The following is a 15,859-nucleotide window of genomic DNA, read 5'->3' on the forward strand; positions in this document are numbered from 1 at the left end:
AAAGCGCAGGCCAACCTATGAAGAGTAGCTACGAATAGGCGATGCGGCGGTCGGCAGAGTGAAAAATGTGAAGCGAAACAGGGGAATATTGCACAGGAGGGGGGCGGTTGCACCGATTTTGGGCATAAAAAAAACCGGCCAGCAGGGCTGACCGGTTCTGACACTTACAGGCTGAAATTACAGCTTGGAAGCGTTCTCAGACAGGTATTTAGCTACGCCGTCTGGAGATGCGCCCATACCTGCTTTGCCTTTTTCCCACTGAGCTGGGCACACTTCGCCGTGCTCTTCGTGGAATTGCAGCGCGTCAACGGTACGGATCATTTCGTCGATGTTACGGCCGATTGGCAGGTCGTTCACGATCTGGGAACGAACAACGCCGTTCTTGTCGATCAGGAAAGAACCACGCAGGGCAACGCCCGCTTCTGGGTGTTCGATGCCGTAAGCTTTCTGAATTTCGCGCTTAACGTCAGCAACCATTGCGTATTTCACTTCACCGATGCCGCCTTTGTCGACAGGGGTTTTACGCCATGCGTTATGGACGAATTCTGAGTCGAAGGAAACGCCTACAACTTCAACGCCACGCTTCTGGAACTCTTCATAGCGGTGATCGAAAGCGATCAGCTCAGAAGGACATACGAAGGTGAAGTCCATCGGCCAGAAGAACAGTACGGCTGGTTTGCCGTTCAGGTGCTTCTTCAGGTTGAAGTTTTCTACGATTTCGCCATTGCCTAAAACGGCTGCAGCGGTGAAGTCAGGGGCTTGACGAGTTACCAGGACCATAATTACTCCTGTAATAGTAGTTCAATGGGTTGATGTAAAAGCAGGGGCCAGTATAAGGGCCACCACTCGGTGAGGGAAGGGTGAAAGACCAATCAATGAGATAGCTTCCACCTATCAAACCGAGAGAATAAATTCAGCAGTCTTTCAAAATAACCTTTTCGTACAAAAGGGCAAGGACAAAAAGCCACATTCCGTTAACTGGATGAGTAATAGGGTTTTTTATCCGGCGATCACAATGACTTGTTTCTGGCCTGTTCCATCATACGAGGATAAAACTGCCAGAACTGTGTTTCAAGCTGATGATACTGGCGTTCCACGTCGGCAAAGGAGCCAGCCAATGCGGCCAGCCGTGGGCGGCGGCTAGCCATGCCTGCCAATACATCGCTGATAAACGGCAGCTCGGCGTAACGTTCCAGCCAGCGTTCGGGCCAAAGATAGCTGTTCAGATTCTGGAAACGCTGCGGCGTTTGCGGCAGGTGCGGCACAATCACGCTGCGAGCTTGTTGGGTGAAGGTACGTAAGCTGCAGGTTGGCTCAAGCTGTTGCCAGTGGCGAGCCAGAAAGTGATCCCAGACCACGTCGAGCGTAATAGGGGCTACGCGGCGGAATTGCGGGCTGAAAAAGTCACGGCAGGCTTTGACTTCCGGCTGAATATCGGTCAGAACATCGACGCGCCGATGCATCATGATGCCAGCCACGACCGCCGGATCGTAATCACCTGCGGGGTTGCCGCGCACGAAATCGGCGAGCAGGTTGCCAAGCAGCGAGCTTTCCGCAAGCTGGGCCAAATGGAGATGAGCGAGAAAATTCATCTGCCAACTATAACCCAAGTCATGCAATTCCTCCTTATTCCTTGCTGCTTGTCGCCCGCGGCTTTAGACTGTACCGCCTGTTTTTTCCCAATTAGCTAGCTGAAGAAGTGAATACCCATGCGCGTCGCCGATTTTTCTTTTGAGCTCCCCGAGTCTTTAATTGCCCGCTATCCACAGCCTGAGCGCAGCGGTTGCCGTTTGCTGCAGCTGGACGGGCCAAGCGGAGGCCTGACGCACGGTGTGTTCACCGATCTGCTGGATAACCTGGAAGCGGGCGATCTGCTGGTGTTCAACAATACCCGCGTGATCCCGGCGCGCCTGTTTGGCCGCAAGGTCAGCGGCGGCAAGATAGAAGTGCTGGTCGAGCGGGTGTTGGACGATCATCGGGTGCTGGCCCATGTGCGTGCCTCTAAATCCCCCAAGCCGGGTACCGAACTGCTGCTGGGCGATGACGAAAGCATTGCCGCCACCATGGTCGCGCGCCATGACACGCTGTTCGAACTGCGCTTTAACGACGATCGTGACGTGTTCACCATCCTCAACGCGGTGGGCCATATGCCGCTGCCGCCGTATATCGATCGTCCGGATGAAGACGCCGACCGCGAACTGTATCAGACCGTCTACAGCGAAAAGCCAGGTGCCGTAGCGGCCCCGACTGCTGGCCTGCATTTTGATGAGCCGCTGTTGGCTGCGCTGCGCGCCAAGGGCATTGAGATGGCGTTTGTCACCTTGCACGTTGGCGCTGGCACCTTCCAGCCGGTGCGGGTAGAAACCATTGAAGAGCATGTGATGCATGCGGAATACGCCGAAGTGCCGCAGGATGTAGTGGATGCGGTATTAGCCTGTAAGGCGCGGGGCAAAAGGGTGGTTGCCGTGGGCACCACGTCGGTGCGTTCGCTGGAAAGCGCGGCTAATGCCTGCCAGGATGCGCTGATCGCGCCCTTCTTCGGCGATACCAGCATCTTTATCTATCCGGGATATCACTATCAGGTGATCGATGCGCTGGTAACCAATTTCCACCTGCCAGAATCCACCCTGATCATGCTGGTCTCGGCGTTTGCCGGCTATAAAAACACCATGAACGCCTATCATCAGGCGGTGGCCGAGCAGTACCGTTTCTTCAGCTACGGCGATGCGATGTTTATCAGCCGTAATCCACTGGCGGAAAGCGAATCCGTCGGGGAATAAATTCCCGGGCTACGCACAATGCGTGGTCCTGTTTTAATGACGTCAGACTGTATCTCTGACGCTGGAGGTTTTGTGAAGTACGAATTACAGACAACCGATGGCCGTGCTCGTCGCGGCCGCCTGGTCTTTGAGCGTGGCGTAGTGGAAACCCCGGCCTTTATGCCGGTGGGGACTTATGGCACGGTCAAAGGTATGACGCCGGAAGAAGTGAAAGACACCGGTGCGCAGATCCTGTTGGGTAACACCTTCCACCTGTGGCTGCGCCCAGGGCAGGAGATCATGAAGCTGCACGGCGATCTGCATGACTTTATGCAGTGGCACGGGCCGATCCTGACCGACTCCGGTGGTTTCCAGGTGTTCAGCCTGGGGGCGATGCGCAAGATTAAAGAGGAAGGCGTTTATTTCCGTAACCCAATCAACGGCGATAAGGTGTTCCTCAGCCCGGAAAAATCGATGGAGATCCAGTACGACCTGGGGTCTGACATCGTGATGATTTTCGACGAATGCACGCCTTACCCGGCGGATTGGGACTATGCCAAGCGTTCGATGGAAATGTCTCTGCGTTGGGCGCAGCGCAGCCGCCAGCGTTTTGATGAACTGAATAACAACAATGCGTTATTCGGTATTATCCAAGGCGGCGTTTACGAAGATTTACGTGATGTATCGGTAAAAGGGCTGGTGGAGATCGGCTTTGATGGTTACGCTGTGGGCGGTTTGGCGGTAGGTGAGCCAAAAGAGGATATGCATCGCATTCTTGAACACGTTTGCCCACAAATTCCAGAAGATAAGCCACGCTATCTGATGGGGGTTGGCAAGCCGGAAGATCTGGTTGAAGGCGTGCGTCGCGGCATCGACATGTTCGACTGCGTGATGCCAACGCGTAATGCCCGTAACGGCCATTTGTTCGTGACGGACGGTGTGGTAAAAATCCGTAATGCCAAGCACAAGGATGATACCTCCACGCTGGACAGTGAATGCGACTGCTATACTTGTCGCCATTATAGTCGTGCCTATTTGCATCATCTCGATCGTTGCAACGAAATTCTCGGTGCCCGATTGAACACCATCCATAACTTGCGCTATTACCAACGTTTGATGGCGGGTTTACGCCAGGCCATTGAAGAGGGTAAATTAGAGCTGTTTGTGGCGGATTTTTATGGTCGGATCGGTAAACCGATACCACCTTTAAACGCTTGAATTAATAATTGAAAATTTAATGAGGGAATTTTAATGAGCTTTTTCATTTCCGATGCAGTGGCAGCAGCAGGGGCTCCATCTCAGGGTAGCCCGTACTCTTTGATCATTATGCTGGTGGTGTTTGGCCTGATTTTCTATTTCATGATCCTGCGCCCACAGCAGAAACGTGCTAAAGAGCACAAAAAACTGATGGACTCCATCGGCAAGGGTGATGAAGTGTTGACCACCGGTGGCCTGATTGGCCGTGTCACTAAAGTGGCAGATACCGGTATCATTGCCATCGCGCTGAATGACACCACGGAAGTGATGATCAAGCGTGACTTCGTGGCGGCCGTTCTGCCGAAAGGTACTATGAAGGCCCTGTAATTTTGTTTTCCCTAAGGGAACTGCCGTGCTAAACCGTTATCCTCTGTGGAAGTATCTGATGTTGATCGTGGTGATCCTCGTCGGACTGCTATATGCGCTTCCCAACATTTACGGAGAGGATCCGGCCGTACAGATCACTGGCGCGCGCGGAGTCGCCGCCAGTGAAACTACGCTGGACCAAGTCCGTTCTGTATTAGAAAAAGACAATATTGCGAGCAAGTCGATTGCGCTGGAAAACGGCGCCATCCTGGCTCGCTTTAAAGATCCTGACGTTCAGCTGCGCGCCCGTGAAGCCTTGATGGCGGAGCTGGGTGACAAATATGTCGTCGCATTGAACCTTGCCCCGGCAACGCCTGCCTGGCTGGCGATGCTCAACGCTGAGCCGATGAAGCTGGGTCTGGATTTACGTGGTGGCGTGCACTTCCTGATGGAAGTCGACATGGACACCGCGCTGAGCAAGTTGCAAGAACAAACCATGGATACCCTGCGCAGCGAACTGCGTGAAAAGGGCATTCCTTACGCTGCGATCCGCAAGTTGGACAACAACGGCGTGGAAGTCCGCTTCCGTGACAATGCCGCTCGCGATCAAGCCATCAGCTACATGACGCCACGTCAGCGCGATCTGGTGCTTTCTGCCAACGGCACCAACACCCTGAAAGCAACGATGACCGACGCTCGCCTGAGCGAAGCGCGTGAGTATGCGGTGCAGCAGAACATTACCATCCTGCGTAATCGTGTTAACCAGCTCGGCGTTGCCGAACCGTTGGTACAGCGCCAGGGTGCCGATCGTATCGTCGTTGAGTTGCCGGGTATCCAGGATACCGCGCGCGCCAAAGAAATTTTGGGTGCGACCGCTACGCTGGAATTCCGGCTGGTAAATACCAACGCGGATGCGACCGCTGCGGCCAATGGCCGTGTGCCGGGTGACTCCGAGGTGAAATACACCCGTGAAGGCCAACCGGTTGTGCTGTACAAGCGTGTTATCCTGACCGGTGACCACATTACAGACTCCACCTCCAGCACCGATGAGTACAACCAGCCGCAGGTCAATATCTCGCTGGACAGCGCTGGTGGTACTGCCATGTCCAACTTCACCAAAGACAGCATTGGCAAGCCAATGGCGACGCTGTTCGTGGAGTATAAAGACAGCGGCAAGAAAGATGCCAACGGCCGTTCCGTGCTGGTGAAGCAGGAGGAAGTGATCAACGTGGCGAACATTCAGTCACGTCTGGGTAACAGCTTCCGTATCACCGGTATCAGCAACCCGAACGAAGCACGTCAGCTGTCGCTGCTGCTGCGTGCCGGTGCGTTGATTGCGCCTATCCAGATCGTGGAAGAGCGGACCATAGGTCCAACCTTGGGGCAACAGAACATCACCCAGGGCCTGGAAGCTTGCCTGTGGGGCCTGGTGGCTTCGATCGTCTTTATGGTGGTCTGGTACCGCAAGTTTGGCCTGATCGCCTCTACCGCGTTGATGGCTAACCTGGTGCTGATCGTTGGCGTGATGTCTCTGTTACCAGGGGCGACGCTAACCATGCCGGGGATTGCCGGGATCGTGCTGACGCTCGCGGTGGCGGTTGACGCCAACGTACTGATAAACGAACGTATCAAGGAAGAGCTGAAGAATGGGCGATCCATTCAGCAGGCGATCCATGAGGGCTATAAAGGCGCGTTCTCCAGTATCGTTGATGCCAACGTTACGACGTTGATCACCGCGATCATTCTGTACGCAGTCGGTACCGGTTCGATCAAGGGCTTTGCAATTACCACCGCAATCGGTGTGGCGACGTCCATGTTCACCGCGATTGTCGGTACCCGTGCCATCGTCAACCTGCTTTACGGCGGCAAGCGCATTAACAAGCTGTCTATCTGAGGAGTGCGTTGTGGCACAGGATTATACTGTTGAACAACTCAACTACGGCCGTAAAGTCTATGACTTTATGCGCTGGGATTACGTGGCCTTCGGCATCTCTTTGGTGCTGTTGGTCGCGTCGATCGCCACCATGTCCGTGCGTGGGTTTAACTGGGGTCTGGATTTCACCGGTGGTACGGTGATTGAAATTACTCTGGAACAACCCGCGAATCTGGACCTGATGCGCGATACGTTGGAAAAAGCCGGGTTCCAGGACCCGATTATCCAGAACTTTGGCAGCAGCCGTGACGTAATGGTGCGTATGCCACCGGCGGTCGGTACTGCAGGCCAGGAACTGGGTAACAAAGTTATTGGCGTGATCAACGAATCGGTCGATAAGAATGCGTCCGTCAAGCGTATTGAATTCGTTGGCCCGAGCGTAGGGGCAGAACTGGCACAAACCGGCGGCATGGCGCTGCTGGTGGCGTTGATCTGTATCCTGATTTACGTGGGCTTCCGTTTTGAATGGCGTTTGGCCGCGGGGGCCGTTATCGCCCTGGCGCACGACGTGGTCATCACCATGGGCGTGCTGTCGCTGTTCCATATCGAGATTGACCTGACCATCGTGGCATCCTTGATGTCGGTGATCGGTTACTCGCTGAACGACAGTATCGTGGTATCTGACCGTATTCGTGAGAACTTCCGCAAGATCCGTCGCGGTACGCCTTACGAAATCATGAACGTCTCGCTGACGCAGACGCTGAGCCGTACCATCATGACCTCCGCCACTACGCTGATGGTGGTTCTGATGCTGTACATCTTCGGCGGCGCGATGCTGCAGGGCTTCTCCCTGACCATGCTGATCGGTGTGTCTATCGGTACCATATCCTCTATCTACGTCGCCTCTGCGTTGGCGTTGAAACTGGGTATGAAACGCGAACACATGCTGCAGCAGAAAGTGGAGAAAGAGGGCGCCGATCAGCCTTCGATCCTGCCGTGATTGCCCGGTGTGTGGCTGAATAAGCCACACACCGTCTGAACCAGATGCCGGTCAGTTTACGCTGACCGGCATTTTTTTTGCTCCTGGGTCGCCAACAGATTCAGCGAGCTCACCAATTCCGCCAGGCTGGCGGCCTGCATCTTCTCCATCACTTTAGAGCGGTGTACCTCTACGGTGCGTACGGCGACGAAGTAACGATCGGCAATGGCCTTGTTGGTCATACCGGCGGCAACGGCGCTGGCGATATCACGCTCGCGTGAGGTTAGCGTACTGTAACGCTGCTGCAACTGGTAGCGCTCCACTTGGCGTTGAGAATGGGCGATCCCCCGTTCCAACGCGGCGATCAGCGGTGCGGTGGCAATCGGCTTTTGCAGGAAATCCAACGCCCCCAATTTCATCTCTGCTACCGCCATGGCGATATCGCCATGGCCGGTAACGATCACTACTGCCAGCGTACTTTCCCGCTCGCGTAGCCGCTGATGGATTTGCTGCCCATCGATCCCCGGCATGCGAATATCCAGCATCACGACGCCGCATTGGTAAGGGTCGACTTGGTCGATAAAGCTTTGGCTGTCGTTCCAGATCTTCACCCGGTAATCCAACCCTTCGAGTAAAAAGCGGCTGGCGTCGGTGACTGCCAGATCGTCATCGACCAGATGTATCAGCGCCATGGCGTGTTTCCTTTTTGATCCCAGGGAAGAGCAGGGTAACGCGTAGCCCCTGCCGTTGTGGCGATATCGAATAATTTTCCAGCGTCAGCTCCCCCTGCTGGCTCCTTAGCAGCCGCTTGCAGATCACCAGCCCCAGGCCAAGACCTTCAGATTTAGTGCTGCGAAAAGGCACGAACGGCTGTGCTAACTGTTCGGCGCTGAGGCCGCCGCCATCGTCTTCCAGTATCAGCGTCTGGCGATCGCCATCGGTTTCCAGCCTCAGGGTGATCTGCTGTGAACCGGCCTGCAGACTGTTACTTAACAAGTTGGTGAGCACCTGCTCCAACAGCGTGGCCTGGCTAAACAACTGGCTTTTCGGGGCGATGATGATGGCCAACTGGCACTGAGGGTAATGCTGTTCGATGCGCATCAGCTTGATGACGTTTTCCACCAGGGGGCGCAGCGTTAGCCATTGTGCGCTCTCATGGTGTGGCGTTTTGTTGACCCATTGGCGCAGATTGACGATGATTTCTGCCCCGCGCTGCGCCTGTTGGCCAATCTGTTCGAGGATCGGCAACAGCTCGTGCTGCGGATCGCTGCGTTCAAGGCGAATACGGCAGCCTTCGGCATAGTGACGTATTGCCGCCAGAGGCTGGTTAAGTTCGTGAGCAAAGCCGGAGGCCATCTCACCCAGAGTGCTGAGACGTTGCGCCCGGGCTAGCGCCGCTTCTCTGGCCCGCAGCGTCAGATGCATTTGTTCTAGCTCGCGCCCACGCTGGCGTACCAAGTGGCCGATCCACAGGTGGTTAGTGCCAAGCAGTAGCATGCCCCCGGCGAGCGCGCCAAGCAGGAGCAGATGTTGCAATGCCCAACTGTGTATCTCTTGCCAGAGTGAACGCTGTGCCGGATGGCGATCCAGATCGCGCAGCAATTGATCTACCTGGCGAGATGAGGCGGGAGCGCCCCAGGCAGGGAGACCTGGGGTATCCATTTGCAACAGTTGGCGGGTCAGCTCGTCGACCAGGGGATCGGGGACGTGGTTCAAGGCAGCAAACGACCAGTTGGGATAAAGCACGCTACTGGTCAGGCAGGGCTGTGCGCTGGGTTTGGCCAGCAGGGCACGATAATCATTGGCTTTGAGTAATCCCTCTTTCTCCATCTCTTCCAGTAGACAAACCGGCACGATGGCCGCGTCCAGTGCCCGATCGCGCAGCAGATAAAGCAGGGCGTCCACCGGATAACCGCTGAAGTGCAGTTGCAGATCTTTTTCCGGATGTACGCCGGCGGCCAACAGTTCCTTATAGCCCAGAAGATAGCCGCCAAAGGCGTCAGGGGAGACCGCGCCCACTTTTTTTCCGGTGAGCTGATCGGCGTTGATTACTGGGCTATCGCGGCGTACCAATATCACGCTGCCTATTACGTTGTTTGAAGCGTTCTGCTGATTTTTCCCGGAGCGTAAGGACACCAACCAGCGTAACGGATAACTATTGTCCAACTGAATATACTGCGCCGGGTTGGTGAGCAGAAAATCGACCTGGCCGTTGCTGACGGCTTCCCCCATATCGGCCAGGTTCAGCGGCAACAGTTGAAAGCTTTCGTCTGGGAACTGACGGTTAAGATGGTTAATTAACGGCTGCCATTGGGCCAGCGCATGTGTATCGCCGCGTAATGCCAGCACGGCGATAGTCCATTGCCCCGCCAAGGCCGGGCTCAACCAACCGCATAGCAAGATCATCAGTACTGCCTTTTTCACATCATCTCCATTTTTATGATCTCGATCGCCAGCAGGAATTGTCCTGGATCAAGCCGCAGTAGGGAATGTGGTAAACCACAATATGGGCGGTCGTACGCCACTTTTACACTCCTTTGTATCAGCTCCCCGGTTGATACTTTTTGGGAGAAATCAATGGATAGTGGAAAACGGCAATTTTTACAACGCCTCGGTGTCCTGACCGCAGGAGCCGCATTGGTACCGCTGGCGCACTCCGGCTGGCAGCTGCAACCCGAGCGGCGTGAAGGCGACGGCAAAAAGCGTATGGCAATGTTGATCGATCTGCGCCGCTGTATTGGCTGCCAGGCCTGCACGGTTAGCTGCGCGATAGAAAATCAGCTGCCGCAGGGGCAGTTTCGCACCAGTGTGCTGCAGTATCAGGTCGTCACGGATAGCCAGCGTATCCCCACCAACGTGCTGCTACCGCGCCTGTGCAATCATTGTGATAACCCGCCATGCGTGCCGGTCTGCCCGGTACAGGCGACCTTCCAGCGTGAGGACGGCATTGTGGTGATTGATAACACGCGCTGTGTCGGCTGCGCCTACTGTGTGCAAGCCTGCCCCTATGAGGCGCGCTTTATCAACCATGAAACCCAAACCGCGGATAAATGCACCTTCTGCGTCCACCGCCTGGATGCCGGACTGTTGCCTGCCTGCGTGGAATCCTGCGTCGGCGGTGCGCGCATGATTGGCGATCTCAACGATGAACAAGGCACTTTAAGGCGCATGCTGGAACAGCATCGAGGGGAACTAAAGGTGCTGAAACCCGAGCAGGGGACGCACCCGCAGGTGTTTTATCTGGGGCTGGATGAGGCTTTTGTCAGCCATGTCCGGGGACAACCGGCGCTGTGGCAGGAGGTACACTCATGATCCGTGAAGTGATGGCTCGCCCACAGGAGATCGCCTGGTTGCCCTGGGCGGTACAGTATTTCTTTTTCATCGGCCTGGCATGTAGCAGCATTGCCATTGCGGCCTGGCTACGCTGGCGTTCAGCGTCTGAGGCATCTCGGCTGGAGTTGACCGCCGTTTCGTTGGCGGTGGTGAGCGGCACCGTGGCTCCGTTGGCTCTGAGTGCGGATTTACATCAGCCCGCTCGAATCTGGCACTTCTATGCCCATTTTGCACCTTGGTCGTGGATGTCTCTTGGCTCGGTGTTTTTGCCGCTGTTTACCTTGCTGGTAATGGCCTATTTCATTTTGCTGCTGCGTTGCCAACTGAGGGCAAAAGCCCTGCCATTTTGGGCGCGCTGGTTACAGATCTGGCCCGCTTGGCAAGAAGAGAAATGGTTGCGCTGGATAGCCTTGGCCACGCTGCTTTCAGCCGTCAGCATCTTGCTCTATACCGGCCGCGAAGTGTCCGTGCTGCGTTCACAACCGTTGTGGTACAGCCTGTGGTTGCCTTGGCTATTGCTGCTCACCGCTATGCAGGCCGTTCCGCCAATGCTGGCCTACTGGTTACGTCACGAACCGCAATGGCAATCGCGCTTGGCACGCTATCAAGGGATCTCTCTGCTGTTGCTGTGCCTCTCCAGCCTGGGCTGGTGGTTGGACGGTAGTGACTCCGCTGCTGCGTTGCGTCAGTTACCCACCCAGGGGAGCGCTTGGTCATGGGTTGGCAGCACATTTGCTGTCTTGATCCTGCTATTGCTGGTTTCGGCTTGGCGATCGCGTCATCGGGCGCTAGGGACGGCAGGTCTGTTAGCACAATGCGTGGCAGCGTTGTTGCTCTGTTGGGGCGTGCGCTGGATGCTGCTGATGCAAACCCAGACACTGCCCAAGTTCAATATATTGTTCAACCCCTATGTGTTACCGCTCGGCAGCGAGGGGCTATTGGCCATCCTCGGAACCTTCGGGCTGTGGCTGGCATTGATCATCGGGGTTCGTGAATTACAGCATGGGTTGATGGAGAAAAAACGCTATGGCTAAGTCAACGCGTCGTCAGTGGTTGAAAGGCGGGCTCGCTTTGGGTGGGCTGGCCGTGTTTGGTGCCAGCTACAGCGAAATGGTGCAGAAGGTGTTTACCGGCCTGCGTGACGGCAGCAGTGGAAAACTGACGCTGGACCGGATCAGTGCCAATGCGTTACCGCCAGAAGGCCGCCAACATCCCGAAGGCTGGCAGGCCAATCCGCAGCAGGCAGTTTCCATGACGCAATGTTTTGGCTGCTGGACGCTGTGCGGCCTACGGGTGCGGGTCGATCGTGACAGCAATCAGATACTGCGCGTAGCGGGTAACCCTTATCATCCGCTGTCGCACGATCATCATTTTCCTTATCGTTTGCCCGTGAGTGATGCGCTCAACCGGCTAGGCGGTGATGCTGGTCTGGAACAGCGCTCAACCGCTTGTGCTCGCGGTGCTACTCTGCTGGAAGGGCTGACCAGCCCCTACCGGGTGCTGGAACCGATGAAACGGGTAGGGCCGCGCGGTGGCGGGCAGTGGCAGCGCATCAGTTTTGAACAACTGATCAAGGAAGTGGTTGAAGGCGGCGATCTGTTTGGTGAAGGGCCAGTGGAGGGATTACGTGCCATCCGCGATCTGCAAACGCCGCTCGATCCGGCACAGCCAACGCTTGGGCCGAAGGCTAACCAACTGCTGGTCACCAACGCAGGTGATGAGGGGCGGGATACCTTTATCAAACGCTTTGCACAAAACGCCTTTGGCACGCGCAACTTCGGCCATCATGGCGCTTACTGTGGTCTAGCCTATCGGGCCGGTTCCGGAGCGCTGATGGGCGATCTGGACAAAAACGCCCATGTGAAACCCGACTGGGATCATCTGCGCTTTGCACTGTTTCTGGGGACGTCACCCGCACAGTCCGGTAACCCGTTCAAACGGCAGGGGCGTCAGTTAGCCAATGCCCGCCTGCGCGATGAGTTCCGCTATGTGGTGGTAGCCCCGGCGCTGCCGTTAACCACCACGCTGGCCAACGATCATAACCGCTGGGTGCCGGTACTGCCGGGGACGGACTCAGCGCTAGCGATGGGCATGATCCGTTGGATTATCGACCAGGAGCGTTATAACGCCGATTATCTGGCGTTACCCGCAGAGGCGGCCATGCAGGCGGCCGGTGAAAAAAGCTGGTCGAATGCCACGCATCTGGTGGTGATCGATGACGATCATCCTCTGTGCGGCCAGTTCCTGCGTAAGTCACATCTGGTAGGTGGGGCTGGCGGTGATGAGGAAAGCCCTGCCTTGGTGTGGGACGCACAGCGAAACGAACCAATACCCGCCACCGAGGCCATGCGTGGACAACTGCTGGTTGAGCAGCAGGTTCAACTGGCCGATGGCTCATCGGTACGGGTGCGCTCCAGCTTGCGTTGTCTACAATTGGCGGCGCAACGCTTTACGCTGGCTGAATACAGCGCCCAGTGTGGCGTTAGCGCTGAAACCATTGCGGCGTTGGCCAAGGAGTTTACGTCCTATCAGCGGCAGGCGGCAGTGATCTCCCATGGCGGTATGATGAGCGGCAACGGTTTCTATAGCAGCTGGGCGGTGATGATGCTCAATGCGCTGATCGGTAACCTTAATCTCAAGGGGGGCGTTTCAGTAGGCGGCGGCAAGTTCAAGGAGTTTGCCGAAGGGCCACGCTACAATCTCGCCACTTTCCGTGAGATGGTGAAGCCGAAAGGATTGGTGCTGTCGCGCAGTAAGCAGGCGTACGAAAAGTCAGATGAATATCGCCGCAAGGTGGAACAAGGTGTCAATCCTTATCCGGCGCGGGGGCCGTGGTATCCCTTTGTGGCTGGTCAGTTTACCGAGCAGCTAGCTCCGGCGCTGATGGGATACCCTTATCCGCTGAAAGCCTGGATCAATCACATGGGCAACCCGCTCTATGGTGTAGCTGGGTTGCGCGACGTGGTGGAGAGCAGGCTGAAGGATCCGCAGCATCTGCCGCTGTTCATTTCCGTCGACGCCTTTATTAACGAAACCAGCGCGTTGGCGGACTATATCGTGCCGGATACGCATAACTTTGAAAGTTGGGGATTTACCTCCCCTTGGTCTGGCGTAATGGTCAAGGCCAGTACCGCCCGTTGGCCAGTGGTGCCTGCGCGAACAGCCAAGACGGCGGATGGGCAGCCGATCGCGCTGGAGAGCTTTGTTATTGCGCTCTCGAAGGCCATGGGGCTGCCGGGATTCGGCGACGGGGCGTTGCAGGATGCGCAAGGTAACCCTTGCGGGCTGCATTGTGCCGAAGATTACTACCTGCGTGCAGCGGCCAACGTGGCGTTTGCCGGTGAGCCAGTGCCTGAGGCGACGGAGAGCGAGCTGCGCCTGACCGGCGTTGATCGTCTGCAACCGGCGCTGAATCAGGTGTTGAAACCGGACGAGCGGCTGCGGGTGGGCTATGTGCTGGCGCGTGGTGGCCGTTTCGCGCCTCATGAGCAGGCTTGGCAAGGGGAGGCGACCGGTCCGCAGTGGAAGCAGGGGCTGAATATCTGGAATGAAGAGGTGGCACGCCATCGCCATGCCATGACCGGGGAGCGCTATAGCGGCTGTCCAACCTATTATCCACCACGTTTTGCCGACGGCTCCGACGTGGCGCAGCACTACCCGAGCGAGGCGTGGCCGTTCCGGCTGATGTCGTTCAAGTCGCACCTGATGAGCAGCTCAACTGCTCCTATCGAGCGTTTGCGGGCCGTGAAGGCAGTTAATCTGGTCGCGCTCAATCCGCTAGATGCCGAGCGCTATGGGCTACAACATGGCGACCGGGTCAGGTTGCAGACGCCGGGCGGCAGCGTGGAAGCGCAAATCAGCTTGCTCGACGGGGTGATGCCGGGTGTGATTGCCATTGAACATGGCTATGGGCATCGAGAGATGGGGGCAAGGGTTCATTCGCTGGATGGGCAGGCATTGGCGGCGGATCCACGCATTGCCGCAGGGATCAACCTCAACGATCTGGGATTGGCCGATCCGACTCGCGAAGTCGGCAATAGCTGGCTGGACTGGGTCAGCGGGGCGGCGGTACGGCAGGGGTTACCAGCAAAGCTGCAGCGTTTGGGTTAATCTTGCTGGCCCAATCCCCGTGAACAGCGGGGATTGGGTGACTCGTCGTATCAACGTTGAGCAATGGGCTCTATGCTATGCACACGGATATAGCCCAGTTGCGATGGCGTTACGCCACTCAGGCGCAGTTCAAAGATTTGCTCGGTTTTTGGCAGCAGCGAACTGGCGCTCTGAATTTGTTGCGACTGCGCCTGCGCGGTCAGAGGCATACCGGTTGCGGCATCCAGCTGGCCCCACTCCAACGTAGCGGTAAAGCCTGGCAGATATTGGCCTGAGAGCGTACGCACATACAGTATTGCCTGGCTGCCGTTGGCCTCGCTCTTCACATAGTTGAGCGACAGGCTAAGCTCACCCACGCTGCTGTGTAATCTGGCGGCATTATTGGCGGCTGGCAGCAGGTAGACGCCGCTGGTTGAGCTTTGGTTAAGCCGATTTTGGCGCTCCAGGGCGGTCGCCTGCTCGGTCAACTCCCCCAGCACCTGTTTCAGCTCAACCACCTGGTTGGTGAGTTTCGGCACTTCGCGGTTCTGTGCACAACCGGCCAGCAGGATCATGGCGGTGAGCAGACAAACCTGACGATAACGGATTGTCATAACGGCAATTTCCTCTTCAATCACACTGGCTACCAGCTTAGACCGATCGCTGGCCAAAGTCATGTCCAGTGCCTTTTAGGGGTGCTTTATTACTCAATGATGGACGCAATTCGCAACAAATGCCCGGCGGTCTTTGTTGTGGCGTTAGTTCGGGGTAAACTGTGCTCAACTATGTAAACGCTTATCAGGACGAGTTATGCATTGCCCTTTCTGCGCTGCCGTTGATACCAAAGTGATTGATTCCCGCCTGGTGGGTGATGGATCGCAGGTGCGCCGTCGTCGCCAATGTCTGGTGTGTAATGAACGTTTTACCACTTTTGAAGTGGCCGAACTGGTAATGCCACGAGTGATCAAAAGTGATGAGGTTCGCGAACCGTTCAACGAAGATAAACTGCGCCGTGGCATGCTGAAAGCGCTGGAAAAGCGCCCGGTCAGCTCCGACGACGTCGAAAACGCCATCAACCACATCAAATCCCAGCTGCGTGCTACCGGCGAGCGTGAAGTGCCCACCAAAATGGTCGGCAACCTGGTGATGGATGCGTTGAAGAAGCTGGATAAGGTCGCGTATATCCGCTTCGCTTCGGTATATCGCAGTTTTGAAGACATTCGCGAATTCGGCGAAGAGATCGCCAAACTGCAGGATTAACAG

General features: G+C 56.3%; 14 protein-coding genes. 9 read left to right on the forward strand and 5 right to left on the reverse strand.

Annotated features, from left to right (window positions below; genetic code table 11):
- Positions 1-177: 177 nt before the first annotated feature.
- Complete coding sequence (locus KGP17_RS06015) at positions 178-780, reverse strand: peroxiredoxin C (RefSeq protein ID WP_037375265.1); 603 nt, start codon at positions 778-780, stop codon at positions 178-180.
- 230 nt (positions 781-1,010) lie between these two features.
- Positions 1,011-1,592 carry an ACP phosphodiesterase gene (locus KGP17_RS06020; RefSeq protein WP_037375264.1) on the reverse strand — a complete coding sequence of 194 codons (582 nt, stop codon included), beginning with the start codon at positions 1,590-1,592 and terminating at the stop codon, positions 1,011-1,013.
- A 117-nt stretch (positions 1,593-1,709) separates the two neighbouring features.
- Here KGP17_RS06020 and queA point away from each other — a divergent pair, with 117 nt between their 5' ends.
- The 5 genes from queA to secF all read left to right on the forward strand — a co-directional run bounded on the left by queA (position 1,710) and on the right by secF (position 7,195).
- Positions 1,710-2,780, forward strand: a complete 1,071-nt coding sequence (gene queA / locus KGP17_RS06025; protein ID WP_021805506.1) for a tRNA preQ1(34) S-adenosylmethionine ribosyltransferase-isomerase QueA — start codon at positions 1,710-1,712, stop codon at positions 2,778-2,780.
- Positions 2,781-2,852: 72 nt separating this feature from the next.
- Positions 2,853-3,977 (forward strand): tRNA guanosine(34) transglycosylase Tgt, encoded by a 1,125-nt coding sequence (gene tgt, locus KGP17_RS06030; protein WP_021805505.1) that lies wholly within the window; start codon positions 2,853-2,855, stop codon positions 3,975-3,977.
- 33 nt (positions 3,978-4,010) lie between these two features.
- Positions 4,011-4,343: a preprotein translocase subunit YajC gene (yajC, locus tag KGP17_RS06035; protein WP_021180200.1), complete on the forward strand. Its 333-nt coding sequence runs from the start codon at positions 4,011-4,013 to the stop codon at positions 4,341-4,343.
- 25 nt (positions 4,344-4,368) lie between these two features.
- Positions 4,369-6,216: a protein translocase subunit SecD gene (secD, locus tag KGP17_RS06040; RefSeq protein ID WP_071683027.1), complete on the forward strand. Its 1,848-nt coding sequence runs from the start codon at positions 4,369-4,371 to the stop codon at positions 6,214-6,216.
- 10 nt (positions 6,217-6,226) lie between these two features.
- Positions 6,227-7,195, forward strand: coding sequence for a protein translocase subunit SecF (secF, locus tag KGP17_RS06045; RefSeq protein WP_024483920.1), 969 nt, complete (start codon positions 6,227-6,229; stop codon positions 7,193-7,195).
- 56 nt (positions 7,196-7,251) lie between these two features.
- Here the strand turns inward: secF and ttrR are convergent, their stop codons facing one another.
- Both ttrR and ttrS read right to left on the reverse strand, forming a co-directional pair.
- Positions 7,252-7,866, reverse strand: coding sequence for a tetrathionate respiration response regulator TtrR (gene ttrR / locus KGP17_RS06050; RefSeq protein WP_223499036.1), 615 nt, complete (start codon positions 7,864-7,866; stop codon positions 7,252-7,254).
- The gene (ttrS, locus tag KGP17_RS06055; RefSeq protein ID WP_371822179.1) at positions 7,841-9,580 is read right to left on the reverse strand and encodes a tetrathionate respiration histidine kinase TtrS; all 1,740 of its coding nucleotides are present in this window, start codon (positions 9,578-9,580) and stop codon (positions 7,841-7,843) included. Before ttrS ends, ttrR begins: the two co-directional genes overlap by 26 nt.
- Before the next feature lie 171 nt (positions 9,581-9,751).
- Between ttrS and ttrB the strand changes: the two genes are divergently transcribed.
- Genes ttrB through ttrA form a run of 3 tightly spaced genes read left to right on the forward strand, consistent with a single transcriptional unit; the run spans position 9,752 to position 14,617 of the window.
- Complete coding sequence (gene ttrB, locus KGP17_RS06060) at positions 9,752-10,486, forward strand: tetrathionate reductase subunit TtrB (RefSeq protein WP_021805500.1); 735 nt, start codon at positions 9,752-9,754, stop codon at positions 10,484-10,486.
- On the forward strand, positions 10,483-11,541 hold the full coding sequence (gene ttrC, locus KGP17_RS06065; protein ID WP_021805499.1) for a tetrathionate reductase subunit TtrC: 1,059 nt from the start codon (positions 10,483-10,485) through the stop codon (positions 11,539-11,541). Before ttrB ends, ttrC begins: the two co-directional genes overlap by 4 nt.
- On the forward strand, positions 11,534-14,617 hold the full coding sequence (gene ttrA, locus KGP17_RS06070) for a tetrathionate reductase subunit TtrA (protein WP_223499038.1): 3,084 nt from the start codon (positions 11,534-11,536) through the stop codon (positions 14,615-14,617). Before ttrC ends, ttrA begins: the two co-directional genes overlap by 8 nt.
- A 50-nt stretch (positions 14,618-14,667) precedes the next feature.
- Here ttrA and KGP17_RS06075 read toward each other — a convergent pair whose 3' ends face one another.
- Positions 14,668-15,210, reverse strand: coding sequence for a DUF3251 domain-containing protein (locus KGP17_RS06075; RefSeq protein ID WP_037375327.1), 543 nt, complete (start codon positions 15,208-15,210; stop codon positions 14,668-14,670).
- 196 nt (positions 15,211-15,406) lie between these two features.
- Between KGP17_RS06075 and nrdR the strand changes: the two genes are divergently transcribed.
- Entirely contained in the window at positions 15,407-15,856 is a 450-nt protein-coding gene (gene nrdR, locus KGP17_RS06080) for a transcriptional regulator NrdR (RefSeq protein WP_021180191.1), read from the forward strand.
- Positions 15,857-15,859 lie beyond the last annotated feature (3 nt).

This window comes from Serratia sp. JSRIV001 (genome assembly GCF_019968745.1).
Classification (GTDB): Bacteria; Pseudomonadota; Gammaproteobacteria; order Enterobacterales; family Enterobacteriaceae; genus Chania; species Chania fonticola_B.